At 49.2% G+C, this 25,704-nt stretch carries 27 protein-coding genes and 1 pseudogene; 3 read left to right on the forward strand and 25 right to left on the reverse strand.

Going from position 1 to position 25,704, the window contains the following annotated elements:
* Positions 1-9 precede the first annotated feature (9 nt).
* From ACFPYJ_RS17510 to ald, 13 genes are all read right to left on the reverse strand, one after another.
* A complete protein-coding gene (locus ACFPYJ_RS17510; protein WP_379189459.1) occupies positions 10-444 on the reverse strand; it encodes a stage V sporulation protein AB in 435 nt (144 codons plus the stop codon).
* A complete protein-coding gene (locus tag ACFPYJ_RS17515) occupies positions 434-1,141 on the reverse strand; it encodes a stage V sporulation protein AA (RefSeq protein WP_379189460.1) in 708 nt (235 codons plus the stop codon). Before ACFPYJ_RS17515 ends, ACFPYJ_RS17510 begins: the two co-directional genes overlap by 11 nt.
* Before the next feature lie 144 nt (positions 1,142-1,285).
* Positions 1,286-2,041: an RNA polymerase sporulation sigma factor SigF gene (sigF, locus tag ACFPYJ_RS17520; RefSeq protein WP_379189461.1), complete on the reverse strand. Its 756-nt coding sequence runs from the start codon at positions 2,039-2,041 to the stop codon at positions 1,286-1,288.
* A gap of 20 nt (positions 2,042-2,061) precedes the next feature.
* Positions 2,062-2,508: an anti-sigma F factor gene (spoIIAB, locus tag ACFPYJ_RS17525; protein ID WP_379189462.1), complete on the reverse strand. Its 447-nt coding sequence runs from the start codon at positions 2,506-2,508 to the stop codon at positions 2,062-2,064.
* The gene (gene spoIIAA, locus ACFPYJ_RS17530; RefSeq protein WP_379189463.1) at positions 2,505-2,858 is read right to left on the reverse strand and encodes an anti-sigma F factor antagonist; all 354 of its coding nucleotides are present in this window, start codon (positions 2,856-2,858) and stop codon (positions 2,505-2,507) included. Before spoIIAA ends, spoIIAB begins: the two co-directional genes overlap by 4 nt.
* Positions 2,859-3,233: 375 nt before the next feature.
* Positions 3,234-4,418 (reverse strand): D-alanyl-D-alanine carboxypeptidase family protein, encoded by a 1,185-nt coding sequence (locus ACFPYJ_RS17535; protein WP_379189464.1) that lies wholly within the window; start codon positions 4,416-4,418, stop codon positions 3,234-3,236.
* 220 nt (positions 4,419-4,638) lie between these two features.
* The gene (locus ACFPYJ_RS17540) at positions 4,639-5,970 is read right to left on the reverse strand and encodes a pyrimidine-nucleoside phosphorylase (RefSeq protein ID WP_379189465.1); all 1,332 of its coding nucleotides are present in this window, start codon (positions 5,968-5,970) and stop codon (positions 4,639-4,641) included.
* Positions 5,971-6,006: 36 nt separating this feature from the next.
* Positions 6,007-6,186, reverse strand: coding sequence for an aspartyl-phosphate phosphatase Spo0E family protein (locus ACFPYJ_RS17545; protein WP_379189466.1), 180 nt, complete (start codon positions 6,184-6,186; stop codon positions 6,007-6,009).
* A 122-nt stretch (positions 6,187-6,308) separates the two neighbouring features.
* A complete protein-coding gene (locus ACFPYJ_RS17550) occupies positions 6,309-7,133 on the reverse strand; it encodes a purine-nucleoside phosphorylase (RefSeq protein WP_379189467.1) in 825 nt (274 codons plus the stop codon).
* A gap of 57 nt (positions 7,134-7,190) precedes the next feature.
* Positions 7,191-8,366, reverse strand: coding sequence for a phosphopentomutase (locus ACFPYJ_RS17555; protein WP_379189468.1), 1,176 nt, complete (start codon positions 8,364-8,366; stop codon positions 7,191-7,193).
* Positions 8,367-8,476: 110 nt separating this feature from the next.
* Positions 8,477-9,376, reverse strand: coding sequence for a site-specific tyrosine recombinase XerD (gene xerD, locus ACFPYJ_RS17560; protein ID WP_379189469.1), 900 nt, complete (start codon positions 9,374-9,376; stop codon positions 8,477-8,479).
* A 156-nt stretch (positions 9,377-9,532) separates the two neighbouring features.
* Positions 9,533-9,766 (reverse strand): DUF4227 family protein, encoded by a 234-nt coding sequence (locus ACFPYJ_RS17565; RefSeq protein ID WP_379189470.1) that lies wholly within the window; start codon positions 9,764-9,766, stop codon positions 9,533-9,535.
* A gap of 126 nt (positions 9,767-9,892) precedes the next feature.
* Positions 9,893-11,008: an alanine dehydrogenase gene (gene ald, locus ACFPYJ_RS17570; RefSeq protein WP_379189471.1), complete on the reverse strand. Its 1,116-nt coding sequence runs from the start codon at positions 11,006-11,008 to the stop codon at positions 9,893-9,895.
* Positions 11,009-11,357: 349 nt separating this feature from the next.
* On the opposite strand from ald, the gene ACFPYJ_RS17575 reads away from it, so the two are divergent.
* Complete coding sequence (locus ACFPYJ_RS17575; RefSeq protein ID WP_379189472.1) at positions 11,358-12,722, forward strand: S8 family peptidase; 1,365 nt, start codon at positions 11,358-11,360, stop codon at positions 12,720-12,722.
* A gap of 59 nt (positions 12,723-12,781) precedes the next feature.
* Here ACFPYJ_RS17575 and fur read toward each other — a convergent pair whose 3' ends face one another.
* From fur to ACFPYJ_RS17595, 4 genes are all read right to left on the reverse strand, one after another.
* On the reverse strand, positions 12,782-13,234 hold the full coding sequence (fur, locus tag ACFPYJ_RS17580) for a ferric iron uptake transcriptional regulator (RefSeq protein WP_379189473.1): 453 nt from the start codon (positions 13,232-13,234) through the stop codon (positions 12,782-12,784).
* 97 nt (positions 13,235-13,331) lie between these two features.
* Complete coding sequence (gene spoIIM / locus ACFPYJ_RS17585; RefSeq protein WP_379189474.1) at positions 13,332-13,976, reverse strand: stage II sporulation protein M; 645 nt, start codon at positions 13,974-13,976, stop codon at positions 13,332-13,334.
* A 51-nt stretch (positions 13,977-14,027) separates the two neighbouring features.
* Positions 14,028-15,257 (reverse strand): endonuclease Q family protein, encoded by a 1,230-nt coding sequence (locus tag ACFPYJ_RS17590; RefSeq protein ID WP_379189475.1) that lies wholly within the window; start codon positions 15,255-15,257, stop codon positions 14,028-14,030.
* Positions 15,258-15,260: 3 nt separating this feature from the next.
* Positions 15,261-15,818 carry an NUDIX domain-containing protein gene (locus ACFPYJ_RS17595; protein ID WP_379189476.1) on the reverse strand — a complete coding sequence of 186 codons (558 nt, stop codon included), beginning with the start codon at positions 15,816-15,818 and terminating at the stop codon, positions 15,261-15,263.
* Positions 15,819-15,969: 151 nt separating this feature from the next.
* On the opposite strand from ACFPYJ_RS17595, the pseudogene mciZ reads away from it, so the two are divergent.
* Positions 15,970-16,056: pseudogene (gene mciZ, locus ACFPYJ_RS17600) on the forward strand (Z-ring formation inhibitor MciZ); the annotation flags it as partial.
* Positions 16,057-16,235: 179 nt separating this feature from the next.
* Here the strand turns inward: mciZ and ACFPYJ_RS17605 are convergent.
* The 6 genes from ACFPYJ_RS17605 to lpdA form a co-directional block, all read right to left on the reverse strand.
* A complete protein-coding gene (locus ACFPYJ_RS17605) occupies positions 16,236-17,369 on the reverse strand; it encodes a M20/M25/M40 family metallo-hydrolase (protein WP_379189477.1) in 1,134 nt (377 codons plus the stop codon).
* Positions 17,370-17,513: 144 nt separating this feature from the next.
* Positions 17,514-18,239 carry a lipoyl(octanoyl) transferase LipB gene (gene lipB, locus ACFPYJ_RS17610; RefSeq protein WP_379189478.1) on the reverse strand — a complete coding sequence of 242 codons (726 nt, stop codon included), beginning with the start codon at positions 18,237-18,239 and terminating at the stop codon, positions 17,514-17,516.
* Positions 18,240-18,256: 17 nt separating this feature from the next.
* Complete coding sequence (locus tag ACFPYJ_RS17615; RefSeq protein WP_379189479.1) at positions 18,257-19,615, reverse strand: dihydrolipoamide acetyltransferase family protein; 1,359 nt, start codon at positions 19,613-19,615, stop codon at positions 18,257-18,259.
* Between the two features lie 16 nt (positions 19,616-19,631).
* The gene (locus ACFPYJ_RS17620) at positions 19,632-20,615 is read right to left on the reverse strand and encodes an alpha-ketoacid dehydrogenase subunit beta (protein WP_379189481.1); all 984 of its coding nucleotides are present in this window, start codon (positions 20,613-20,615) and stop codon (positions 19,632-19,634) included.
* 1 nt (position 20,616) lies between these two features.
* Positions 20,617-21,648 carry a thiamine pyrophosphate-dependent dehydrogenase E1 component subunit alpha gene (locus ACFPYJ_RS17625; protein WP_379189482.1) on the reverse strand — a complete coding sequence of 344 codons (1,032 nt, stop codon included), beginning with the start codon at positions 21,646-21,648 and terminating at the stop codon, positions 20,617-20,619.
* Positions 21,649-21,818: 170 nt separating this feature from the next.
* Positions 21,819-23,249 (reverse strand): dihydrolipoyl dehydrogenase, encoded by a 1,431-nt coding sequence (gene lpdA, locus ACFPYJ_RS17630; RefSeq protein ID WP_379189484.1) that lies wholly within the window; start codon positions 23,247-23,249, stop codon positions 21,819-21,821.
* 199 nt (positions 23,250-23,448) lie between these two features.
* Between lpdA and ACFPYJ_RS17635 the strand changes: the two genes are divergently transcribed.
* On the forward strand, positions 23,449-23,745 hold the full coding sequence (locus tag ACFPYJ_RS17635; RefSeq protein WP_379189485.1) for a DUF2627 domain-containing protein: 297 nt from the start codon (positions 23,449-23,451) through the stop codon (positions 23,743-23,745).
* A 100-nt stretch (positions 23,746-23,845) separates the two neighbouring features.
* Here ACFPYJ_RS17635 and clpP read toward each other — a convergent pair whose 3' ends face one another.
* Both clpP and ACFPYJ_RS17645 read right to left on the reverse strand, forming a co-directional pair.
* Positions 23,846-24,424, reverse strand: coding sequence for an ATP-dependent Clp endopeptidase proteolytic subunit ClpP (clpP, locus tag ACFPYJ_RS17640; protein ID WP_379189486.1), 579 nt, complete (start codon positions 24,422-24,424; stop codon positions 23,846-23,848).
* A gap of 32 nt (positions 24,425-24,456) precedes the next feature.
* Positions 24,457-25,191 (reverse strand): RNA polymerase sigma factor, encoded by a 735-nt coding sequence (locus ACFPYJ_RS17645; protein ID WP_379189487.1) that lies wholly within the window; start codon positions 25,189-25,191, stop codon positions 24,457-24,459.
* Positions 25,192-25,704: the final 513 nt, after the last annotated feature.

Consider the following 25,704-nt stretch of genomic DNA (forward strand, 5'->3'; position numbering starts at 1 on the left):
TCCTAATGTTTATTTCCATTGAAACCAAAGCCAGTCAAATAATGATCCCGCTACCTTACCCAGTGCCATAGCCATAATAAAGCTAACCAGATACCGGCTGAGCCGCAGTCTTTTCGCCAGGATCGGGAGCACATTCATGACCTCGGTCAGCGCAGCGGCCAGCATTCCGACGAACAAGCCGTCCAATAAACCGATGCTCAGGAGCGTAACCTCTCTGGGCAGCCATATTCTCCATTCAAGGAAATCTGCCAGCGACCAATAAACAGCACCGCATATGACAGCAGTCTCAAACCATAAGGATTTGCGAAACCCAAAAGCTATTTGAGCCAGCCTTGGAATTAAGTCAAGCACGATAAGCAGTGCTACAAGACCGCTGCCGACCGCCAGACCTCCTGCAAGGCCGAGCAGAGCGACAAAGACATGCGCTGCCCCGTTAACGATCATGCCTGTCGCCCTCCGGACTGTCGTCTCTATTAGCGCCACGAATAGCGGCTGTGCTGCTGGGGTTATCGGTTTGTTCACTCTTGCGGCGCATCTCATCTGCAATAACATAGGCATTCACATTCTCTTCGTACATATATAGCTCGACTTCAAGCGGGTTTGGTTCTTCGTTGAATCGTTTACGGAACAAATGATTAAAGAACACCAGCATGCCAAGACCTATACCGAGGGAATAGGGAATTTGGAACCATAAGGGATGCTCCGTCCGTTTACCCGTTACCAGCTCCGTAATCCGCATATGTACTTCCTTCATGCTGACATCGGTATGAAAGTTCATTATGGCAAGTCCTGATCCGAAAAAAAGCAGCAGCCAGGTAACGACAAGTACAGCTATACGCGGTTGTTTGGGTGTATCGGACACGATGACCAATACTTCAGGATCTCCAAATGGTTCGATGATCACCTCAGGCTCGGCTTCACGGATGGCTTGGACGATCTGCATCAGGTCAATGACTACCCGGTTGCCTTCATTGATTTTATGCTCATGCAGGACCAGCAGACCCAGCCGTTCTTCCAGTGCTGAATCAGCGGATGACAGCCGGGCTGCTTGACGTAAATTGACAGTTTGACCTGGTTTAATACCTATCCTTTTACGCAGGCGCAAGTACAGTCTTGGTGCTATTTCCGTATTGGAATCCATTTGCTACCTCCTCCATCCTTCGCAAGCATAAGGGCAGCCCTCCCTTCTTAGTATGATTAAAGGACGCGAAGGATAATCGGATCAGCAAAAACAAAAAAAACCAAATCGCCTTTGACGGCAATTTGGTTTTTGCGGCCCGCTTGCTCACTGGGCAATTTGATTTCGAATGGAAAGCAGGATTTTCTTCTCCAGCCGCGATACTTGAACTTGCGATATACCGAGTCTCGCCGCCACTTCTGATTGGGTTTGGTCCCGGAAATAACGCAGAAACACAATTAAGCGCTCCCGCTCCGATAACCCTCCGATTGCTTCATTCAATGCGAGCTTGTCGAACCAACGTTCCTGAGACTCATCCGCAATTTGATCCATCAGTGTGATTGGATCGCCATCGTTCTCGAAAACGGTCTCATGTATGGATGTCGGCGGCTTGTTCGCTTCCTGAGCGAAAACAACATCCTCGGGCGTGATACCGAGCTGCTCCGCGACCTCTTTGATTGTCGGCAGCCGGCCAAGCACTTTGGAGAGCTCGTCCTTCGTCTTGCGCACCTTGTTAGCGGTTTCCTTAAGCGAGCGGCTGACCTTGAGCGTGCCATCATCCCGCAGGAATCGCTGGATCTCTCCAATGATCATCGGAACCGCATAAGTAGAGAATTTGACTTCATAAGATAAATCGAACTTATCAACGGATTTTAGCAGGCCAATGCAACCGATCTGAAACAAGTCTTCCGGTTCGTAGCCGCGTCCCATAAACCTTTGCACGACGGACCAGACAAGACGAATATTACACTGAACAAGGGTATCGCGAGCAACCGTATCGCCGGATTGACTAAGCGCGATCAACCGCTTTACTTCGGAATCGTCCAAAAATGGCTGCGCCGTTTGTTTCATATCGACTTCCATGCGGTCCAACCCCTATGCGCCTAGTTAAATAGCGCTTTTTTCGATTCGATGCGCTTTGTCATGGCAATGGATGTTCCTTGGCCAGGCTCGCTGGTAATATCGAACCCATCCATGAAATTTTCCATAATCGTAAAGCCCATTCCTGAACGCTCAAGCTCCGGCTTGGACGTATACAGGGGCTGGCGGGCCAGATCCAGATCGTCAATGCCATTGCCGTTATCCTTCACGATCAACTTGACTACATCGCCGGTAATGATCGCTTCTATGGTAACCTTACCGCTTGGATCACTGTCATATCCATGAATAATCGCATTTGTAACAGCCTCGGATATGACCGTCTTCAAATCATTCAGCTCCTCCATTGTCGGATCCAGCTGAGAGACGAAAGCAGCAACAGCAACACGGGCAAATGCTTCATTCTCCGAACGTGCGGAGAATGAAAGTGTCATCTCATTCGTTACGTTCATGAAACGACCTCCAGACTTGTGAGCGCAATCCGCTCGTTCTCGTGAATCGGTAATATTTTAAACAATCCCGATAACTCAAACAGCCGGTAAACGCTCTGATTCACGTCACATACAACCATTTTTCCACCCTTAGCCTTGAGCTGCTTGTACCGACCGAGAACGACACCAAGACCGGAACTATCCATAAACTGGAGATCCTTCAAGCTGAGAATGACATGCAGCGCGCTGCCTCGCAAAATCGCGTCTTCCATCTTGATGCGCACAACATCAGCCGTGTGATGATCAAGCTCACCGTGAAGCCGAACGATAAGCACATTGCGGTAATGCTCCAATTCAACCTGCAAGCTCATAATGTTGTTCAACTCCTAAAAGTTTTTGCGTGGCTCTGCCTGATATTTCGAATATCGGAATATCCGGCAAAAACGACTTCGGAAGCATCAACCAAGTTTTTGCTGCTGTTGCGAGGCCTTGCCTGAAGTTTTAGCTGCTGCGGAACAATCAAGCAAACGACTTCGGAAGCATCAACTGTCCCCTCTGTGAAACTTCCTCACAGGTAGCATCAGTCAGACTCTCAGAGGTGACTTGGTTTAGCTGGTGTTGAACAAGCATTTCTACAACGCTGCTTCCGTTTCCTGCCTCACGACAAAACTAGAAGCAGAGCGCTAAGAGCAGACAAATTGCGCAGCTCATGCAGAATTCGCCGGAAGTTTAGAGCCGGCCCGGCGCTATGAGAACAAGCTTCCGCAGGAGCGTTTAAACAGCTTCCACCAGCCTGCACGTTCTACCGATACAGGAGCATCCACGTTGAATTCGTTCAGCACCTGATCCCCTTGATAGACAATGAGTTTTCCAATCGGCGCATTGATGGTTACCGGTGCCTTTAACGCATCCAGCTTCAGCTCATAGCGGATATCTTTCACGGAGCTGCCTTTTTTGAGCAGAACGCTGTAGGAATGCTTCGCCTTGAGTTCAATCTGCGGAATGTTGCCTTTTTCCACATTGACGGTTCCCATAACTTCGTCTTTCTTAAAAATCGTATGGTTCATATATTGAGCAAAAGAAAAATCAAACATTTGCGAGACTTCCGCGTTCCGGGTTTTGGTATTCGGTTCTCCCATTACGACCGCGATCATGCGCAAATTATCCCTGCGGGCAGTTGCAGTCAAACAAAATTTCGCTTCGCTTGTGAAGCCTGTTTTGAGTCCGTCCGCCCCGGAGTAGAAACGAACCAGCTTATTCGTATTCACGAGCCAAAACGGCTTCTCGCTCGATTTGCGCAGGTAATCCTGATAGAGTCCGGTATATCTGGTAATCTCATTATGCTTGAGAAGTTCACGAGACATGACTGCGATATCATGAGCTGACGAGTAGTGATCAGCAGCTGGAAGTCCATTGCAGTTGGAGAAATGCGTGTTTTTGAGTCCCAGCTCCTCCGCCCGTTTGTTCATCATGTTCACAAACTCCGTTTCCGTACCGGCAAGCTTCTCGGCCATCGCAACCGATGCGTCATTACCGGAAGCAAGAGCAATCCCTTTGAGCATCTCATCCACGCTCATTTGTTCGCCTGGCTCAAGAAAGATCTGCGATCCTCCCATAGAAGCTGCATATTCACTCGTTGAAACTTTATCGGTCAGTTTAATTTTGCCTTCATCGAGCGCCTCCATAATGAGCAGCATCGTCATTACCTTCGTAATGCTCGCTGGCGGAAGCCGATCATGGCTGTTCTTCTCATAAATAATTGTTCCGCTGTCGGCATCCATTAGAATGGCTGAACGGGCTGAGGCAGCTAAACCGGATTGATCCGTTGATTTAGCAGGCGGCTCCTCTTGTGCCATAACGGCTGCAGGAGCGGCGAGTGTAAGAACTGCGGTACAGCATAGGACAATCATTTTCTTCCATGTACGATTCATGCGTAAGGTCCCCTCCTGAATGATGCCTGCGGCTATAGGACTACCGCAGTTCAGCTAAAATCTCTTCTTTAGTGTCGACCGATACGCGTTAAAATATTCCAAAATAGGTTGAGAATATATCAGAACTCCCTTCTTCTGCCCGATTCATATTAAAAAGCCTCGTATTCTTCCGAAAACGGAAAAATACGAGGCTTTGATTATAATGATATGGCTTAAGCCGCTACTCGAGCCGTTTCACACCATCAGCCGTTACAACTGATAGAAGCAAAGGTGAAACGGATACTTCCTGATCGCTAATCGTATAGGCTTCCAGGATACGCGATACGACCTGTGAAGCGATGTCACCATCACTTCTTGCATGTACGGCAGCAAGCGTGTCACCTGCATGTACCCGGTCGCCTACTTTTAACCGAAGCGTCAACCCCACCGCATAGTCAATAGCGGCATCCTTTGTTGCACGCCCTGCCCCCAGCACCATAGCAGCAAGGCCAAGCTTCTCGGCGTCGATTCGCTGGACATAGCCGCCCTGTTTAGCGACGACCGGGATGACAACAGGAGCCTGAGGCAGCAGGCCCGGATCATCCGCTACAGCCGGGTTCCCCCCTTGTGCGGCTACTAAAGCGCGGAACTTGTCCAGCGCTTCACCCGAAGCCAGTTTATCCCGAAGCAGCAGTTCCGCTTCTTCCAAGCTGTCCGCCTTTCCGCCAAGCACAACCATATGTGCGCTTAATGCGACGCATAGTCTTGTAAGATCTTCGGGACCTCGTCCATGCAGGGTATCAATCGCTTCTTGTACTTCGAGTGCATTCCCAATTGCATATCCGAGCGGCTGATCCATATCGCTGATCAGTGCAGCCGTTTGGCGTCCTACCTCTGTTCCAATATCGACCATAGCTTGCGCCAGAACCTCAGCTTCATCAACCGTTTTCATAAACGCGCCGCTGCCTGTTTTCACGTCCAAAACAATGGCATCTGCGCCAGCGGCTATTTTCTTGCTCATAATGGAGCTTGCGATAAGCGGTATGGACTCCACTGTCGCAGTTACATCGCGCAGAGCGTACAGCTTCTTGTCTGCAGGGGTCATATTGCCGCTCTGTCCGACTACCGCTAAGCCGTTCGTATTCACCTGCGAGAAAAACTGCTCCTTCGTCAGCTCCGTTTGAAAGCCTGCAATGGACTCCAGCTTGTCAATTGTACCGCCTGTATGACCGAGACCTTTACCTGACATCTTGGCAACCGGGATACCGCACGCTGCAACAAGCGGTCCTACAATAAGTGTTGTCTTATCGCCAACACCGCCTGTACTATGCTTGTCCACCTTGATGCCCTGAATAGCCGATAAGTCAACTTGGTCCCCAGACTGTGCCATCGCCAAGGTCAAATCCGCGGTTTCACGCGCATTCATGCCGCGAAAAAAAACAGCCATCGCCCAGGCTGACATTTGATAGTCCGGAATATCGCCATGGCAATAGCCTCGTATGAGATACGACAGCTCTTCTGAAGTAAGAGAACCGCCATTTCGTTTTTTATGTATGATATCGACCGCACGCATCGTATGAGCCCTCCTAGGTGTTTGTGTACAAGCAGCTTACTCGTTGTCCTCAGGTTCATCCAGCTTGCCCTTCTCAGTCTGCACTTTAATAATGAGCTGATCAAGTTTCTGACTTAGGAGCAAAACCTCGGTATGCAGAAAAGTTTGTTTTCCCATTGCCGCTGCCACCAATTGACCGCGCAAACGCTCCATTCGGTGATACGTTTGATTGTCCATGTCTTTCCCCACTTTACCCTCTGTTTTATATTTAACACGGACATTATACGACGATCACCGAACAAAAAATGTCACAATCGGTCGAGGCTAATGTTACATTTTTGTTACAGGATTTGTTAAATTTATAACAGTGGAACGATACCGTTTACTAGGCCGAGGAACCGATTTTTAACCCGCTCCGTAGTCTCCATGACCTCTACATGCGAAAGCGGCTGATCCAATATACCCGAAGCCATATTGCTTATACAAGAAATTCCGATCACCTCGATGTCGGAATGACGGGCAGCAATTACTTCCGCTACGGTGGACATGCCGACAGCATCTGCTCCCAAGATCCGCATCATTCTAATTTCCGCAGGTGTTTCATAGGAAGGTCCAAGAACTCCGATATATACCCCTTCACGAACGGAAAAGCCTTGTTCCTGTGCTGTTTTGCGGGCAATATCACGCAATCTGCTGCTGTAAGGCTGCGACATATCAGGGAAACGCACGCCCAGCTCGTCATCGTTAGGACCTGTCAAAGGATTGCGGCCGGTCAAGTTGATATGATCGCTGATAAGCATCAGATCTCCAGGTTCGAATTCCGTATTAATACCTCCGGCAGCATTCGTAACCACCAGCTTACTCACACCAAGTGCCTTCATTACCCGTACCGGAAAAGATGTCAATTCCGGACCATAACCTTCATACATGTGAAACCGGCCGCGCATCAGAACGACCGTACGCCCCGACAATGTACCTATCATCAGCTCCCCGGCATGACCTTCGACGGTCGAAACCGGAAAGTGAGGAATCTCATGATAAGGAATCGTGACCGCATCCACAATATGATCACCCAAAATACCGAGGCCAGAGCCCAGAATAAGGCCAACTTCCGGCTTAATCGCCGTACGTCCCGAAATATATTCCGCAGCTTCGCGGATGTGAGAAGCTTTTGATATAGTCATTGATTTTCCTCCCGAAATTATGTAGTCATGGCAATTAGTTCGCTTTACTTCCGCTGCTTAAATCAATTCCTGCAGAAAGGATTGTCCGGTTTCCGGCAGCTTAACTCCGAAATTATCTGCAATTGTGGCCGCTACATCAGCAAAAGTGGCGCGTACACCAATGGATTTCGGCGATTGGAGCGATGGCGAATAGATGAGCAGCGGAACGTATTCTCTCGTATGATCCGTTCCCGCGTAGGTAGGGTCATTCCCGTGGTCAGCAGTAAGAATCAATAAATCATCATCGCCAAGCTGATTGATCAACCGGGGGATCGCCTCGTCGAAAGCTTCTAATGCCTCTGCGTATCCTTGAGGATCCCGCCTATGGCCAAACAGGGAATCAAAATCAACCAAATTGGTAAACAGCATGCCCTGGAATGGCTGTGAAAGGGCGCTGATGGTCTTTTCTATACCGTCTGCATTGCTTTTGGTAGGGAGCGCCTCTGTAATGCCCTCACTGCTAAAAATATCATCGATTTTGCCTACAGCGACGACATCAAAGCCGCTGTCCTTCAAAGTGTTCAACACCGTAGGCTCAGGAGGCTTAACCGCATAATCATGCCGATTCGGTGTCCTTGTGAAGGCACCCGGTTCGCCGATGAAAGGTCTGGCAATAACCCGTCCGACGGCATAACGCTCATCCAGCGTTAACTCGCGAGCGATTTTACACGCGGCATAAAGCTCCTCGAGCGGGATAACTCCTTCATGTGCTGCGATCTGAAAGACGCTGTCTGCGGAAGTATATACGATCCATTTGCCTGTCTTCATCTGCTCTTCGCCAAGCTCCGCCATGATATCGGTACCGCTAGCCGGCTTGTTCCCGAGCACCCCTCGGCCGGTTCGTTCTTCGAAAGCCTGCAGCAGCTCCGGCGGAAACCCGTCTTGGAACGTCTGGAATGGCACCGTCACCTTAAGGCCTGCCAGCTCCCAGTGCCCCGTCATCGTATCCTTGCCAGCGGATACCTCTGCCATTTTACCATAATAAGCCTTCGCTTCGCCTGCCGGGGTCCACCCTGGAAAGTCAATGATCCGGTCGAGTCCCATGGCACGCATATGAGGCAGATGCAGCTGAGGCCTTTGTTCTAAAATATGTCCAAGCGTGTGCGCTCCCGTATCACCAAACGAAGCGGCATCAGGCAGCTCCCCGATCCCCACACTATCCAGTACAATAACCGCAATTCGGTTGAATTTCATGGTAACAGCTCCTAAAAGTTTTTGCAGGCTTCGCCTAATGATACGAGTATTCGGATCATGAAGCAAAAACTCACTTCGTAAGCATAGGCTTCGGTTTTGCAGGCTTCGCCTTACTTCATTTTCGCTCTCGGATGAGCTTGTTTATAGACATCCATGATTCGCGTCTTGGACACCTGCGCGTATACCTGCGTTGTGGAAATATCGGCGTGGCCGAGCATTTCCTGGACAGAACGCAAATCCGCGCCGTTCTCAAGTAAATGTGTAGCAAAGGAATGCCGCAGCGTATGCGGTGTGAGCTCACTTTCTATTTGGGCCTCTGCCGCATATTTCTTAATGATTTTCCAAAAGCCTTGTCTGGTCATACGTGCACCCAGTTGATTAAGGAAAAGGGCTTGTCCGGAACGGTCCTCTCTGGCTAACTTCGGCCTGACCTCATTCATATAGGCACCCAATGTATCACATGCTACGCCGCCAAGCGGAACAATCCTCTCTTTGGCACCGGCTCCCAAGCATTGAAGGAAACCCATCGAGAGATTCACATGCTCCACATCTAAGCTGATAAGCTCTGTTACGCGAATGCCGGTCGCATACAGCACCTCTAACATGGCGCGATCACGGATTCCGGCATTCGTCGTTCCGCTTGGGCAGGCTAACAGCTGCTCCATCTCATGAACTGTAAGCACCTTAGGAACTCGTTTTTCCTGCTTGGGCGTCTCCAGATGAGTCGTCGGGTCCTGCAGCACCTGCCGCTCCTCCAATAAGTAATGGAAAAAGGACCGAATTGAAACCGTGTGACGGGAAACAGTAGCAACCGCTCGTCCGTCCTGCCGGAGCTGCAGAATATATCGCGACAAATGATGCTTCTGAACGTCACGCAAGCTGCTCAGCCCTTGCTCCTGGACAAAATGAATGAAGAAGGACAAATCCCTCTCGTAAGAATAAAGCGTGTTGGAAGAGAGTCTCTTATGTTCCTGCAAATACTGAATAAATGCCTGTAATTGAGCTTTCATCGGTCGTTCCTTTCCCGATCTTACTACCAATGGAGCAAACCGTTAGTACTGCTTTATTTCACTTTAGTATTCCACAACGATGATGAATATCCTGCCATATTCCGCACTATTTGTCGAATCCGTTCTTAATCGGATAACGGAAGGTTAACCCCTTCTCTATTCCCCATACCAATAAAAGAGCTTCAATCGTTCGGAAAAGGTCGAATTGTCCCTATGGAGCATCTCTTGGTTAAAGACCTTCAATGCATTACCCTGCGGGACACGATATGGATCGGTTGGTGTTATATAAGCAGCAATAAATCGGCAGCCGCCGTACATCGCTATCGTGAAGAAACTAAGCAGCACCAGAAAGAAAAGCCTTTTTAACCATCTGCGAGCGGAAACGACCATTTGTACGTACGCCCCTTTCATAAGGAGGAAACAGCCCGCTGTATATCGTTAACGGTTGTCCTTTACACACCTTATGAGCGGAAAGCCATATTCATGTCTTCTCCCCGTTGAGCCCTATTTACGGCATTACAAAAGCTGATCGAGCGCGGTATAAGGCAAATCCGCAGCGGCAGCAACCTGCGGATGCGTGATATGACCCTTGTAGGTATTCACGCCTTTACGCAGTGATTCGTTCTGATTCACGGCTGTCTTAAGCCCCTTATTGGCGAGCTCCAGCGCATAAGGCATGGTAACATTGGTCAAAGCAAAGGTAGATGTACGAGGCACTGCGCCTGGCATGTTGGCAACTGCATAGTGCAGGACGCCGTGCTTCTCGTAAACCGGATCTTTATGCGTGGTCACACGATCGATTGTAGCTATCGTTCCGCCTTGATCGACTGCCACATCAACGATTACTGCACCTTTTTTCATTGACTTGACCATTTCTTCCGTAACCAGATGAGGGGCTCTTGCTCCAGGAATCAATACGGCGCCAATGAGCAAATCTGCTTTACGGACGGCATTGGCAATATTATAAGGGTTGGACATTAACGTCCGGATCCGGCCGTTAAACACATCGTCAATGTAGCGCATCCGATCAGCGCTTCTCTCCAGAATAACGACATTCGCACCCATGCCAAGTGCAATCTTGGCCGCGTTCGTGCCTACAACGCCTCCACCCAAAATAATAACCTCCGCAGGAGGGACTCCCGGTACACCTCCCAGCAGTATGCCTCGCCCTCCATAAAAGGCCTCCAAAAACTGTGATCCCACCTGAACCGACATCCGCCCGGCAACTTCGCTCATCGGGGTAAGCAGCGGCAGACTCCCGTTTGGCAGCTGAATGGTTTCATAAGCAACGCCGGAGACGCCTTTATCCATGAGCGCAAGTGTAAGCTCCTGTGCTGCAGCAAGATGCAAATAAGTGAACAAAAGCAACCCTTCGCGGAAGTATCTGAATTCCTCCGGCAGCGGTTCCTTGACCTTCATTATCATTTCCGCACGTTCCCAAACATCCTTTGTACCACTCGCGATGGATGCGCCTTCGGCTTGATAAGCTTCGTCCGGAAAGCTGCTTCCCTCGCCCGCTCCAGGCTCGACCACGACCTCATGCCCTGCCGCCTTCAGCATGCCGGCACCGGCTGGCGTAAGTGCTACCCGGTATTCGCTGGACTTAATTTCCTTTGGCACACCGATGATCATAGTCATCTTCCTCTACACATTATTTGGAAAGCTCCAAGCTAAATTTGAAAGCAGCTTCATCCTTCATGTTCTTTACATATGCAAAGAAAGGACGGGTTGACAGTCCTCGACGATACGTTTTCCAGTGTTGTCATAAATTATGTGCGGGGACGGCATCTACCCATGCCTGTATACGTAAGCCTCCATACACTACATTAACCACGCTGGAATTCTGCCCTCGCGATCATGCCTAGCTGCGAAGCTCGCAACAACGTTCAGCTTATGCATTCGATGTCGTTTCGTTCTTGCTTAGGTACCTTAGCCGGGTGTGCCTGGGCGAAGCTCGCAAAAACTTTTAGGAGGAACTCATTTGCCAAAGTTAGAACGGTTGCTTCGGAGCTGTTCGGTGAGCAGCGCGTCTAATCTTACGACGCGAAGACTGATTGGCTTGAAGCATCGGTCGCATTACAAAAGCTGCATTCAAGAGTTATCCAAACACGGAATTAAACCGTCCAAAAAAATGCCTGGAGGACACGTAATCTGCTGTCACATTGATAAACGCCGAATGAAGCAGCTTCAATCACTGACTGAGCATCCGTCTGTTAAATATGTTGAGCCCGATTTTAAAATAAGCGCACACGGATTAGGGGTCGCCCGCTCCGCTCCCAAACGTATAACCACTCATGTCCCTTCGACGCGCAGAATGGGTTTACCTGCTGCAACTTCAACCACTCGAGTATCACAGAAATCCAAGCCCTTATTGAAAGGAAATATCTACAAACCGTCCGCAGCTTGTCCAGCAGGAGTAACCTGGAATGTGTGCCGAGTTCAAGCTCCTGATGTTTGGTCGGACACACGAGGTAACGGGGTTGGGATCGGCATCATCGATACAGGAATCGCCAAGCACCCTGATTTACGTATTTCCGGTGGAGTCAACACCATCGACGGCTCCTCCTTCTTAGATGACAACGGGCATGGCACGCATGTTGCAGGCGTAGCAGCCGCCCGCGGCACGAACAATCAAATTCCCGGAGTCGCCCCTAAGGCTAAACTGTATGCAGTGAAGGCTCTCGATGCTAATGGAGAAGGATATGTATCGGATATCATTAAGGGCATTGACTGGTGCATAGCCAAAAAAATTCCTGTTATCAATATGAGCATCGGTCTGCAGGGGGCTTCAAGTGAAGCACTTCGCGAGGCGATTCAACGCGCACGCAGCAATGGAATCGTTATAGTCGCCTCCGCAGGAAACAGCGGCCCAAACAGCGGCGGAATTGACGAGCCTGCCAGTTATCCGGAGACTATCGCTGTTGCAGCATCTACGAAAGCGAATAAAATCGCATCCTACAGCAGCCGCGGCAAGGGAATCATCATAACTGCTCCAGGCGACAACATTCGCTCCACCTGGCTCCATAATGGTTACACCACTCTATCCGGCACCAGCATGGCCAGTCCTCATGTTGCAGGAGGGGCCGCACTGCTCCTTGCTCATGAGCCGACGCTTAAGCCCTCCCAGGTGTCCAGCCGCTTACGATCTACTGCGAAGGAGCTATCCGGCAGTTCTAATCTGTCACAAGGCTCCGGTTTGATACAGGTTGATCGTGCTATTAACAAGAAGTCAAGTACAAATCGTACGCGTGTCAGCTCCGTCTGCAAGTGCAGAAAGACCGGCAGGCCTCTTACGAATAGCTGCATTTGCAAAACCGGCAAAAGCGCTAATCGAAAAAACAAATAAAAAAACTCCCCGTGGGCGGCATGATCTCTTCCAATTGGAGAGGATGCCGCTCTAGAGAGTTATTGTTGTTCGTTCTTGGCCCGGCATTTGCTGCAAATACCTTGAAAATCCAGCCGATGATCAATCACAGTAAATCCATATTCCTTCTCAAGCCGCTCTTCCAGCGGTCCAAGCCAGTCTTCCAGAATCTCGCTCATTGTTCCACATTGTACGCAGATCAAATGATGATGATGATGTTTATTATTATCAGTCCGTAAGTCATAACGAGCTACTCCATCGCCGAAATTCATCTTCTCTACCACGTGAAGCTCGCTAAGCAGCTCAAGTGTCCGGTAAACCGTAGCTAAACCAATCTCCGGTGCTTTATCCTTGACGAGCATAAACACATCTTCTGCACTTAAATGATCTTCTTCATTCTCAAGAAGAACTCGTACCGTAGCTTCACGCTGCGGAGTTAGCTTGTACCCCTGCGATTGTAGCTGCTGCTTAATTTTGTCAATCCGGGATTCCATGGTTTCCCCCCTCGCACTTCGCTTTCGTGCCCTATCGCCGGAAACGTTTAATTTATTATAGGGTCAATTTGCGAGGAAAGTCAACTATTTAGAATCATTACAATTCATTACTAATGCCTGCTATCAATGGCGCTGCCCACTTGACAAGCATGGGAGATACAAATGATTCAATTAGTGCAGCTCCCAGGATAATGAGCAGCATAACCATTGCGGTAGTGGTGTGGGAGAGAAAGGGCTGGCTAAGCGACCCGTACCTGCTCAGAAAACGATTTTTCACAATGTAAAAAGTAAATGAAACCGAGGAGACACTTGCAATCAGCAGTGCAGGCACGATAATCATATTCGGAGGGGCAACGGAAACCAGAGAGAATAACAGGCCTTTCCAAGCATGCTGACTGACTAATGTTCCCACTGCAAAACCAACCAGCACCCCCTTCATAAAATCAAGCGCAAGCACTAGCGGCATACCGACAACAGTCAGTCCCAGCACCCAAATGAGAAGAATCCACTTCGCGTGAAACAGTGTCCTCTCCCAGAACGTTGTGTCTCCCGCTTGCAGCACGCCCTCCTGAACATGCTGCACGAAAAGCTGCACATCACCTGCCAGATCCTGCTGCTGGTCAAGCGTCAGTGCATTCACCAGCAGCGCACCGAACACCACCCCGACAACGAACAGGACAGAAACAAAAACATAAAGCGTCATTTGATCCTTCAGAAGCGATTGCTGCATTGGCGAACGCATGGCACACTCCCCCAAACCTAGATGGTAAAGTGTATGCCCCCGCTTGTACCGCTATGACGAAGGCTTGTTGACATCATCGGAAGCAGAAACAATTTTGCCGTATTTGCCTCCACCGCCTGCTTGAAGCTGGAGCGTGCCTGCTCTTGCGCCGGCTATAACAGCTGCCGCCTTGTCACCAACTAGGGCTGCAAGCTCTTCTTCTTGCACATCATGCAGCACATTCATCTCGGTATTGAACTGCCCGAGCAGCTTTTCTACCGTTCGTCTGCCAATTCCAGGGACAAACTCAAGAGGCACTTGATAGATATATGGCGGACGATTCTCCGGGACATAGGGATATTGTCTGCCTGCTTGAAACGCCAGCTGCTGGATTCGATCCATTACGCCGCGCACAAGCTTCGGACTCCCGCAGAGCAGACATCTTACTGCCGCGGCACCTTCATCTGCAATTGAACCGCAGTTCAGGCAATAGGTCCGATGGTATTTGCCCAATACAGGATTCAAGCCATAATTGGCCGTAATTTCTCGACCTTCCAGCCCGCGCAGGGCAAGCTTGAACTCTTCAAAAGACGGCTCCGCGAGCTGGAGTTCATTGTACTCCCGCCCAATCTTGGCTAGCGAATGAGCATCGGAATTCGTCAGAAAAGGCAGGTCATCCAGCTCTGGAATGTATCCTGCCATCACGCTGTCTGCACTTAAGCCAAGCTCCACCGCATCAATTTGCTCCATATTAACCGTGTCCGCCATATGATCCGAGCTGCTGCCAAATACGCTTTTGTGAGGTGTGAAGATATGGGCCGGGATAAATAAGCCGCCGCGTCCCTTCACTTCCTCCTGCAGGACGTTGGTCGGAACATAGATCCGCTGAGAGCTCAGCTGAACATTACGCATATGGCTTGCCATCCACTTCGTGAACTGCTGCATTTCTGCGAATGTCGGCAAATAAACAAGATGATGGGCCGGCCCAAAGCCGGCGTCTCTCACCTCGATCTCGGCTCCTAATAAGATCGTTGTATCCAGATAACGAATTCCTCCACCTGCTGCCTCTGACATTTCACCGTTGTCAAGAAGCTTGGCAATATCCATTTGGACACCCGGTGAATGACAATCAATAATACCGAGCAGCCCGATACCTTTGCGAACAGCCGCTTCATGCGCGATATTGCGGAAGGTCAGATCCCGGCTCCCGCTGATCTTGACCGGTTCGCCGCGCTCGGTGCGCCCGATATGAAGGTGCAGATCTGCGAATACCCGCTTCAATGGAAATGAATGAGCATTCACTGCTTAAATTTCTCCCGTTAAACGGTAGAGGTGCCATGCATAAACAGCTAGAATCGTCTTCGCATCGCTGATCCGCTCTTCTTTGATGAACTGCTGCGCCTCTTCGAACGTGATCGCCTCTACCGCCAGAAACTCATCCTCATCGGGACGGCTGTCCCCTTTAACCAGATCCTCTGCTACATATAAATACAGCTTCTCATCGGCAAAGCCCGGCGATGTGTAAAAAGCGCTGACCGGCCGCAGCTTTCCTGCACGATAACCTGTTTCCTCTTCCAGCTCCCTTGCCGCTGCAGCAATCGGGTCTTCTCCTGCATCCAGCTTGCCGGCCGGAATTTCAATTTGAAACTTCTCCATGGCCTTGCGGTATTGCTCCACAACGAGTATTTTGCCATCTATAAGTGCCAGAACCGCAGCCGCTCCGGGATGCCTTACGATCTCCCGCGTAGCAGTTCCGCCATTTGGCAGCTGTATGGTATCTACCTGCAGGGTAATAACTTTGCCTTGAAAAATCGGCTCAGACTTCACCGTTAATTCGCGAAACTCATCTGTTTTCTCTAACATCTTGGTTCTCCACTCCTTCATAAATAGGCAGCATAACCCGTCCTTTACTAACATAAGTATTATTATAGCAAACTAATGGGTAATGACTTAGAGATAAGAATATTCGGCTCATGTTTGCTCATTCCTAGGATGTAAAGGGGAGTATGAGATAATGAAACAATATTCCGTCACCAGTCAGTTAACGCTTGTAGGAAAAGCTTGGGAAATCCGTCATCAGCTTAAACTTATGACCCAGCAGAGCGGTGAGAGACGAAGCTCCTCCTTCAAATCAGTCCCAACACTTGGCGAATATCTGGAGAGTAAGCGTCCTGTCAGCCGTTGAATATGCCGCTGAAGGTTTCGTGATAACTAAACAAAAGGGCTGTGACCAAGTAGAACATCTACTTTGTAGTCACGGCCCTTATTTGATGCGCGGGATTATCCTTGGAGATCTGCTGCCTGAGCGATGATCTCAACGACCAGCTCGGTTGTTTTCACCAGATCAGCGGCTTTAATTTGTTCCTTTGTCGTATGAATATGTTCATAGCCAACCGCGAGGTTAACAGTCGGTACGCCGAGTCCGTTGAAAATATTGGCATCGCTGCCTCCACCGGAATGGAAGGTCCGCGGCGTAGCGCCAATCTTCGTAATTGCCGCTTTCGCGAGCTCTACGACAGGATCTCCATCATCATAGGAATAAGCCGGATAAATCAGCTTGCTTTCGAAATCCGCCTTCGCCCCGTAATCCGCAACCGTGCTCTCAACGGCCTCACGCATCGCTGCAACTTGGAGATCCAGCTTCGATTGGACAATACTTCTGGCTTCCGCATCGAGCTTCACGTAATCACACACGATATTGGTAGCTCCGCCGCCCTCGAATTTTCCGATATTCGCTGTCGTCTCATGATCGATCCGGCCAAGCGGCATACGGGCGATTGCTTTACTCGCCACTTGAATTGCGCTTATTCCATCTTCAGGATTAACGCCCGCATGTGCAGACTTGCCATGGATAACGATTGTGATCTTAGCCTGAGTCGGCGCAGCCACAGCAATGTCGCCGATTACGCCGTTAGAATCCAAGGCATAACCGAACTTCGCTTCCAGCTTTGATTTATCAAGGACGGATGCACCTACAAGACCGCTTTCTTCACCAACCGTTATGACAAACTGGACCGGTCCATGCTTCACGCCTGTTTCCTTCAAAACGCGAATGGCTTCCAGCATCGCAGCAAGTCCTGCTTTGTCATCGCTCCCCAGTATAGTGGTCCCGTCGCTTCTTATGTAACCATCTGCATCTAACTGCGGTTTAATACCGTTACCCGGAGTAACGGTGTCCATATGAGAGGTAAAAAAGATCGTCGGCGCTCCATCGGTGCCGTTTGCTTCCAGCTTGACGATGAGGTTACCCGCTCCATGGCCAGTTAAAGCAGCTGCGCCATCTTCTTCAACCGATAGACCAAGTGCAGAGAATTTGGATGTCAGAACATCACAAATTTGACGTTCATTCTTCGTTTCACTATCAACGCGTACAAGCTCCATAAATTCTTCAATTAGTCGTTTTTCCGAGACCATATTCTTTCCTCCATCCATCAAAATCGTTTACAATAGACAAGTACTACCTCTTATTCTGTGCGAAAGGAGCATCATGGCATGCGTACGAATCGATTTACAAAGATATTTATTTGGCTGCTTATCGCTGTAATGCTGTTATCCACCCTATTTATCAGTATCGGATGGATCTTCGAATAGTGCTTTAACTTCCGCTTGCTCGAACCCGAATTGTTTGCAGAAGTGCGGTGTCAGCTCCTCAGCAACCTGCTCAACGGTTATATGCTGACCGGTTAAATCAGCAAATGAGGTAACTGCATATTCCTGAATCCCGCATGGGATAATGCCGCGGAACCCATCCTGCTCAATACCCGCTTTCACATTCAAAGCAAAACCATGACTCGTCACGAATCCGCGGCGGGTCCTTGCTTTGTTGAATTTTACGCCGATTGCTGCGATCTTCTTATCCCCGACCCACACACCGGTATACTCCGGCTTGCGTCCGCCCTCAATACCATAATTCGCCAACCAGTCGATAATTACCTGCTCCAATTGACGCAAATAACCGTGTAAATCCAAACCTGCCGCATCTAAATAAATCAGCGGGTAACCGACCAGCTGACCTGGACCGTGGTACGTAATATCTCCGCCGCGGTCAATTTGAAAAACCCCTATCCCACGCTCAGCCAGCTCTTCCTCCGAATACAGCAAATGTTCGGGATGCTTCTGCGAACCGATCGTATAGGTCGGCGGATGCTGAAGGAGGAGCAGCGTTTGCTGCCGCTCCTCCTTGTCAATTTGCTTCACATATTGTTTTTGCAAATCCCAAGCTTCGGCATATCCGATCATCGGTGTATAGGTTACGTCAATTATATTCACGTTCGTTGTACTCATTACGATCATTCCTCGCCTTAATACAATTTCGTGTCTAAATTGAAGCCTTCCAGATTCTCTTTCACACGCTGCAGGAATCGACCGCAAATCACACCGTCAAGTATCCGATGATCAAGCGACAAACAGATGTTAGCCATTGAACGCACCGCAATCATATCGTTAATAACGACAGGACGTTTAACGATGGATTCGAACGTTACGATAGCTGCCTGCGGGTAATTAATAATCGGGTAGGACAGAATCGAGCCGAAAGACCCGGTATTATTAACCGTGAATGTACCGCCGTCCATATCAGCCAGCGTCAGCTTGCCTTCCCTTGTCTTACGGGCCAAATCTTCAATTTCGCGAGCCAGACCCGCGATGTTTTTCTGATCGGCATTCTTGATAACCGGAACTTTAACGGCATCTTCCGTACCGACTGCCAGGCCAAGATGAATATCTCGTTTGACGATGATTTTGTCTACAGCCCAAACCGAGTTCATGATCGGGAAATCCTTAATTGCGTTGACGACAGCTTTAACCCAGAAAGCCAGGTAAGTGAGGTTGACACCTTCGCGTTTCTTGAACTCGTCTTTCAGCTTGTTGCGAAGGACGACGAGATTCGTCACATCCACTTCCATCATCATCCAAGCATGCGGAATTTCAGTAACACTTTGTCTCATATTCCGGGCAATCGCATTGCGAACAGGCGTTACATCAACGAAATATTCGCTTCGACCCGGAAGCGACTGGCCTTCTACTTCAATATTAATCGGAATCCGAGGCGTCTCGGACAAATGCAAGCCCGATGAACGGACCGTTTCCTGTGTATTCATATTCCCAGCTTGAGCAGCGGCAGCTCCTGCTCCTGATGAAGCGGATGACTTGCCCGCTTGGCCTGAAGCAACAGCTGCAAGCACATCCTTGCGGGTGATGCGTCCGCCAAGACCAGTGCCGTTAATGCTCGACAGATTCAAACCGTGCTCTGCTGCAAGCTGCTGCACAGCCGGAGAGAAGCGATTTCTCATGCTGTTATCGCCTTCTTCGCCTGCGCTTGCCGTATTCGAACCTTGGTCCCTAACAGCAGAGCGAGCATCACCGCCCGCGGATCCGCTTGCTGCTCCCATACCGCTTGGTGAAGCGGCACCGGCAGATTCGATCTCAACGATACAAACCGGTGTACCTACAGGAACATTCACACCAGCCTCGACCAGTATCTTAACCAGCGTTCCCTTCAGAGTAGAAGGCAGCTCAGCATTTACTTTATCCGTAATGATCTCGCATAAAGGTTCGTACATATCAACTGCATCGCCCGGCTGCTTAAGCCATTTCTCAATCGTTGCAGAAACAAGTGATTCTGCAAGCTGCGGCATGACGACTTCCGTCAATGTTTTCATTCCAACCACTCCTCATTTAATAAAGGGCAAGATTCCTCATTGCTTCTTTGACTTTCTCTTTATTGAGCATGAAGAACTTCTCACCCGGTGGATTTATTGGCATTGCCGGTACGTCAGGACCACATAACCGCATAATCGGCGCATCAAGCTCGAACAGCATTTCTTCGGCTATAATCGCCGAAACCTCCGCGCCTACTCCGCCAAACTTGTTATCTTCGTGAATAATCAGCACTTTGCCGGTACGGCGTGCGGCAGCAAGGACGCCTTCCTTGTCCAGCGGCTGGAGCGTCCGAAGATCAAGAATATGAGCGTTAATGCCTTCTTGAGCCAACTCTTCCGCTGCTTCCAGAGCAAAGTGAAGCGGTAAGCTGTAGCTGATTACCGTAATATCATCACCTTCCCGCAGCACGTTAGCCACACCGATAGGAACCGTGTAATCCTCTTCAGGAACATCGCCGACAACGAGTTTATAACATTTCTTATTCTCAAAGAAAATAACAGGATCCGGATCACGGACTGCGGCTTTCAGCAGACCCTTTGCGTCATAAGCGGTGAATGGTACAACGATCTTCAGCCCGGGCGTTCCAAGAAACACCGATTCTGGACATTGTGAATGGTACAAGCCGCCGAATATACCGCCGCCGATAGGTGCGCGGATAACAAGCGGACAAGTCCAGTCATTATTCGAGCGATAACGAATTTTAGCCGCTTCGCTGATGATTTGATTCGTTGCAGGGAACATGAAGTCTGAATACTGCATCTCTGCGATCGGCTTCATCCCGTACATCGCTGCCCCGATAGCCGTCCCGACAATTGCAGACTCAGCTAAAGGAGTATCCATAACCCGTTCCTCGCCAAACTGCTCTATCAGCCCTTTGGTCGTCGTAAACACGCCGCCCTTAAGGCCTACATCTTCTCCAAGCACAAAAACATCTTCATCGCGTTCCATTTCCTCTTTCATGGCAAGGCGGATCGCATCAATGTACTCCATCATTGGCATATTAGCGTCCTCCTATGTCATTATCATCGGCATAGACATGCAGAAGAATATCTTCCGGCTTAGGGAAAGGTGCATTATCGCCGAAGCTGGTAGCGTCATCCAGCAGCGCTTTGAGCTTGATCAGGAGAGCTTCTTCCTTCTGTTCATCCCAAATCCCGCAGTCGATCAGATACTGCTTATATTTCATAATACCGTCTTTATCCCTGTTCGCTTCAATCTCTTCTTTCGTCCGGTAAGCCAGATCATTGTCCGAGGTCGTATGCGGCGAGAGGCGGTATGTCATGGTCTCGATAAGAGTCGGTCCTTCTCCGGCTGCAGCACGCGCGCGCGCTTCCTTCACAGCTTGATAAACTTCAAGCGGATCATTACCGTCTACACGAACGCCAGGGAATCCATAGCCAAGTGCCCGATCGGATATTTTTCCAGCTACCTGCTTATGCAGAGGGACGGAAATCGCATATTGATTATTTTCGCACATAAAAATAACGGGAAGCTTATGAACGCCGGCAAAGTTGCAGCCTTCATGGAAATCGCCTTGGTTGCTGGAGCCTTCGCCAAAAGTAACAAAGGTTACGAAATCCTTCTTCTTCATCTTCGCAGCGAGCGCGATGCCCACCGCATGAGGGACCTGTGTTGTTACCGGACTTGAGCCCGTAACAATGCGCAGCCGCTTTGATCCAAAGTGACCCGGCATTTGACGCCCGCCGCTGTTCGGATCATCCGCTTTAGCAAATACCGATAACATTAACTCACGCAGCGTCATACCTACAGAAAGCACAAAAGCATAATCACGGTAATAAGGTAAGTAGTAATCGATATCTCGGTTTAGTGCAAATGCAGCACCTACTTGCGTCGCTTCTTGGCCGATACCGGATACGTGAAAATTGATTTTCCCTGCTCGTTGAAGCAGCAGACAGCGTTCGTCATAACGGCGTGATGTCAGCATCAATTCATAAATTTCAATCGCTTGTTCGTCCGAAAGTCCAAGCATAGTATGCCTAGACTGCTGAGTGGCAGATTCGGATTTGGTCATGAGGGATGCCCTCCTTTTAGCTACTATTATAACCTGGTACTAAGACTTGACTATACCTATTATAACCGACTTTTGATTAAAAGGAAATGCGAAAAGAGAGCTCATGAATGTCTCTTTTCGCATCGGATATGCGCCGGGATAACACTGCTTCTATGTTCTCTTTATTCATTTTAGAAGACAGTGGATTGCCCGTCTACCGCAAGCATAGCCTCTCCGATGACCTCCGAGAGAGTCGGATGTGGATGGATCAGCTGCCCAACTTCCCATGGAGCGGCATTCAGGAGCATAGCAAGCGATGCTTCTGAGAGCAAGTCCGTTGCATGGGGACCAATCAAATGTACGCCAAGAACATCGCTTGTTTTGGCATCGGCTATAACCTTCGCAAATCCTTCCGGCTGGCCGAGCACCAATGCTTTGCCTATCGCTTGGAACGGCACTTTTCCAATCTTGATATCATGTCCGCGCTTGCGGGCTTCATCTTCAGTCAAGCCGATCGATGCTACTTCCGGATGCGAATAGATCGCTCTTGGAACATGAGCACCATCAAGAGGATGTGGTTTGCCTCCGATCAGGTGCTGGATTGCAATAATAGCTTCATGCGCTGCGGCATGTGCAAGCTGAAGACCGCCGTTGACATCACCAACCGCATAGATATGCGGCTCAGTCGTCTGATAAAAGGAATTGACGCGGATATTGCCCTTGTCTACCCGAACATCCGTATTCTCTAAGCCGATATTCTCCACATTCGCTTGGCGGCCTACAGATATGAGCATCCGTTCAGCATTCAAAATAACACTGCCATCTGCTGTGTCTGCTTCAATGGTGATTTGTCCATCCTGCTTGAAGAAGCTGTCCACCCTAAGCTGGATCCCCGTTAATATGCGAACCCCTCTGCGCCTAAGCTGCTTGGACAGTTCAGCCGATGATTCAGCATCTTCTCCTGGAAGAAGCCTCGAAGCCGTCTCCACCAGTGTTACCTGAACGCCGAAATCAATAAGCATGGACGCCCATTCTACGCCAATGACGCCACCCCCTACAATTAGTATAGAAGCTGGGAGCTCTTCCATTCGAAGAGCATCATCACTTGACATAATATACTGCCCATCAGGCTCCAGACCTTGAAGCACCCGCGGGCGTGAACCCGTGGCAATGATTAAATTGGCCGGAACGATCGTCTCCATTTCACCATCCGGCAGTTCAACAGCAACGCTTCCGCTTCTTGGAGAGAAAATAGATGGCCCGATAACCCGGCCGTTGCCAGTCATGATTGTAATATCATGCTTACGCATCAAATACTGCAAGCCTTTGTAGAGCTGTTCCACCGTTTGCGTTTTACGATTCTGCACACCTTCAAAATCAAGGGCAACCGCGCCTTCCGCAACCTTTATGCCATAGGTCGATGCATTCTTAAGCGCAGCAAATACCTCAGCACTGCGCAGTAAGGCTTTGCTCGGGATACAGCCTTTATGTAAACACGTTCCACCCAGCTTTTCTTTCTCTATAATAATGACTTTCTTTCCAGCCTGAGCAGCTTTAATTGCCGCTGTATATCCTGCGATGCCTCCGCCAATGATGGCCACATCGCATGGTATCGTCGTCATGGTCTTTCCCCTTTCAAGAATAGCAATCCTTTGCGGCGGCAAATGGTTATGTATGCGTTTCTCCGATTTACCTATCCCAATACTATTGTACCTTTTTTCTGCCTTTGGGAAAACATCGCCGCTGCAAATGGACAGCCCCCCGCGAAAAAGGTATGATTACTATATATTTGTCTTTGTCTTTACAGGAGGATTCTTTCACATGAAACAGGTCATACCTCGATTTATAGCCGTCTTGCTGCTTGTTATTCCCGGTCTTGCAGCAACTTACGGATTTCTGCTGATGAAGGATGCGGCATTCAATTACTTTTATTCTTTTGGGGAAGAACAAGCCTCACATCAATTCGAATGGTGGTTGTTTCTTGGCGGTTTTCTTTTATTTGGCGCCGGGGTCGCTTTTATCGGAGGTTGGACTTTCTTCCGTGACCGCAAACGCAATTATGTTTCCTCTCGTTTTCGCGAGAAACGCCCTCGTCCAGCCCGTCCGGAATCCAAGTAGTCGGTTTAGTATGCAGATAACAAAGAAAGAGCCCCAGCATAAATGCCATGGCTCTTTCTTTGTTATCTGGATGCTCGATAATCGGGAACATTACGATCGGTTAAGAAGCAATTATTTTATCTACAAGCCCGTAAGCAACAGCCTCTTCGGCGCTCATATACCGGTCCCGGTCCGAATCAATCTCGATTTGTTCGACCGATTGACCCGTGCTGCTCGCAAGAAGTTGATTGATTTTTCCTCTTGTTTTCAGTATCCAGTTCGCATGGATCGCAATGTCCGAAGCTTGACCTCTGGCTCCGCCAAGCGGCTGGTGAATCATGACTTCGCTATTTGGCAGAACAAATCGTTTACCTCGCGCTCCACCCGTCAATAGGATCGCTCCGAAACTTGCCGCAAACCCCGTACATATCGTCGACACATCAGGTTTAATGAACTGCATCGTATCAAAGATGGAGAATCCAGCCGTAACCGAACCCCCTGGACTATTGATGTAGAGCTGAATATCTTTTTCCGGATCATCAGCTGCCAGAAAGAGAAGCTGTGCGACAATCGAATTTGCCATATGATCCTCAATTTCACCGCTCACCATAATGATGCGGTCTTTCAGCAGCCTCGAATAAATATCGTAGCTTCTTTCCCCTCGATTCGTTTGTTCAACAACATAAGGTGTTAAATTCATAACCTTCTCCCCTACCTTCTGCTATTTTACGCCTACGCCGCTGCTCGCAATAAAGAGGATTGTGAAGCGTGTAACTTTTTCTTGCGCGGCAGATTGGGCATTTGAATGATAGTTGCAATTGCCTGAACAGGATCAACTTGGTCACTTTGCGACATGGCCAACAATACGATTGCCTGAGGATTTATTTGCCGAATAGCCGTCATATAAGCCAGAAGCAAGCGCTGCTGAAGCTCAGAAGGAGCGTGCTCCACCCGGTCCTCTTTAAGCATATCGCGTTTTATTTGACTCATAGCTGTTCTAGCCCGGAATAAAGCAGCTTTCACTGCTCCTTCCGTGGAACGAAGCGCGGCGGCTACTTCAGATGCTCTGTATCCGTACAGCTCCCTTAAAAGGAAGATCGAGCATTGAAGCGGCGACAAATATTGTACAAGCAAGCTCAACACCTGCTCCATACCAGATGAATCCTCGTGCTCATGCTTTTGAAGCAGCTCACATTTGTCTAATCCGTCTGCTTGTGACTTTTTACGGCGGGAGTGATCAATGGATAAATTTTTAGCTGTACGCAGCAGAAGAGCAGTCGGATTGGCATGCTTTTGAAGACCGGTCAGCACCGGCAGCGCTCGCAGACATGTTTCCTGAACCAGATCCTCCGCATCCCATTTGGAACCGGTTATCGCCAAACAATAACGATTAAGAGCACTAAGCCACTCCCCGATCTCATTGCTCACAGCCTGTTCCATGTGCTCACCAACAAAGCTCTTGTTCAAAAGGCTCCCTCCTAAAAGTTATTAGCTGTAACCTCTTATGATTCTACTCTGAGCTATAAGCCCCTTCGTAAGCTCAAGTTACGTGTTTAGCTGTACCTCTTGGTGATTCTGCTCTGAGCTATAAGCCAGCTCTGCAAGATAGCTGGATGTTTGTTTTGATACTTGGTAAACGATTGGAGCTCTCTAAAAGATACGCAGCCAAAATAAAAAGTTTAACGTTTATGCAAGCAATGTTGGGCAAACAGGTAGATGTCATGCAAGGCTGATGCACACGCAACTTTCTTAACTTTCCGTACAATATAGTAGACCACATTAGGAAGGAGTTATCTAAATGTCTCGTCATCCTCATCATTGTCGTCCGCACTGTCCGACAGCTACTGTATATGATCCTCCAACACAGGTGGTAAATGATATCTTTGACCCTCAGTTAGTTAACGTCATTCACCAAATTGAGGTTGTTAACCGTCATCACTGTGTCCCTATTTTCAAACATTGCTTTCAATTTTCGGTTCG

Origin of the sequence: Paenibacillus solisilvae, from assembly GCF_042656405.1 — a bacterium.
Classification (GTDB): domain Bacteria; phylum Bacillota; class Bacilli; order Paenibacillales; family Paenibacillaceae; genus Paenibacillus_Z; species Paenibacillus_Z solisilvae.

Excerpts from the sequence above, each read along its gene's own strand:
- spoIIAA (WP_379189463.1), bottom strand. The coding sequence starts at position 2,858 with ATGAGCTTGCAGGTTGAATTGGAGCATTACCGCAATGTGCTTATCGTT.
- lpdA (WP_379189484.1), bottom strand. The coding sequence starts at position 23,249 with ATGACGACGATACCATGCGATGTGGCCATCATTGGCGGAGGCATCGCA.
- ald (WP_379189471.1), bottom strand. The coding sequence starts at position 11,008 with ATGATCATCGGTGTGCCAAAGGAAATTAAGTCCAGCGAATACCGGGTA.
- ACFPYJ_RS17615 (WP_379189479.1), bottom strand. The coding sequence starts at position 19,615 with ATGAAAACATTGACGGAAGTCGTCATGCCGCAGCTTGCAGAATCACTT.
- fur (WP_379189473.1), bottom strand. The coding sequence starts at position 13,234 with ATGGAATCCCGGATTGACAAAATTAAGCAGCAGCTACAATCGCAGGGG.
- xerD (WP_379189469.1), bottom strand. The coding sequence starts at position 9,376 with ATGAAAGCTCAATTACAGGCATTTATTCAGTATTTGCAGGAACATAAG.
- ACFPYJ_RS17605 (WP_379189477.1), bottom strand. The coding sequence starts at position 17,369 with ATGGTCTCGGAAAAACGACTAATTGAAGAATTTATGGAGCTTGTACGC.
- lipB (WP_379189478.1), bottom strand. The coding sequence starts at position 18,239 with ATGAGTACAACGAACGTGAATATAATTGACGTAACCTATACACCGATG.
- ACFPYJ_RS17545 (WP_379189466.1), bottom strand. The coding sequence starts at position 6,186 with ATGGACAATCAAACGTATCACCGAATGGAGCGTTTGCGCGGTCAATTG.
- ACFPYJ_RS17620 (WP_379189481.1), bottom strand. The coding sequence starts at position 20,615 with ATGCCAATGATGGAGTACATTGATGCGATCCGCCTTGCCATGAAAGAG.
- spoIIM (WP_379189474.1), bottom strand. The coding sequence starts at position 13,976 with ATGCGTTCGCCAATGCAGCAATCGCTTCTGAAGGATCAAATGACGCTT.
- spoIIAB (WP_379189462.1), bottom strand. The coding sequence starts at position 2,508 with ATGAACGTAACGAATGAGATGACACTTTCATTCTCCGCACGTTCGGAG.
- ACFPYJ_RS17535 (WP_379189464.1), bottom strand. The coding sequence starts at position 4,418 with ATGAATCGTACATGGAAGAAAATGATTGTCCTATGCTGTACCGCAGTT.
- ACFPYJ_RS17565 (WP_379189470.1), bottom strand. The coding sequence starts at position 9,766 with ATGGTCGTTTCCGCTCGCAGATGGTTAAAAAGGCTTTTCTTTCTGGTG.
- ACFPYJ_RS17635 (WP_379189485.1), top strand. The coding sequence starts at position 23,449 with ATGAAACAGGTCATACCTCGATTTATAGCCGTCTTGCTGCTTGTTATT.
- ACFPYJ_RS17510 (WP_379189459.1), bottom strand. The coding sequence starts at position 444 with ATGATCGTTAACGGGGCAGCGCATGTCTTTGTCGCTCTGCTCGGCCTT.
- ACFPYJ_RS17555 (WP_379189468.1), bottom strand. The coding sequence starts at position 8,366 with ATGAAATTCAACCGAATTGCGGTTATTGTACTGGATAGTGTGGGGATC.
- ACFPYJ_RS17515 (WP_379189460.1), bottom strand. The coding sequence starts at position 1,141 with ATGGATTCCAATACGGAAATAGCACCAAGACTGTACTTGCGCCTGCGT.
- ACFPYJ_RS17595 (WP_379189476.1), bottom strand. The coding sequence starts at position 15,818 with ATGTTAGAGAAAACAGATGAGTTTCGCGAATTAACGGTGAAGTCTGAG.
- sigF (WP_379189461.1), bottom strand. The coding sequence starts at position 2,041 with ATGGAAGTCGATATGAAACAAACGGCGCAGCCATTTTTGGACGATTCC.
- ACFPYJ_RS17625 (WP_379189482.1), bottom strand. The coding sequence starts at position 21,648 with ATGACCAAATCCGAATCTGCCACTCAGCAGTCTAGGCATACTATGCTT.
- ACFPYJ_RS17550 (WP_379189467.1), bottom strand. The coding sequence starts at position 7,133 with ATGACTATATCAAAAGCTTCTCACATCCGCGAAGCTGCGGAATATATT.
- clpP (WP_379189486.1), bottom strand. The coding sequence starts at position 24,424 with ATGAATTTAACACCTTATGTTGTTGAACAAACGAATCGAGGGGAAAGA.
- ACFPYJ_RS17540 (WP_379189465.1), bottom strand. The coding sequence starts at position 5,970 with ATGCGTGCGGTCGATATCATACATAAAAAACGAAATGGCGGTTCTCTT.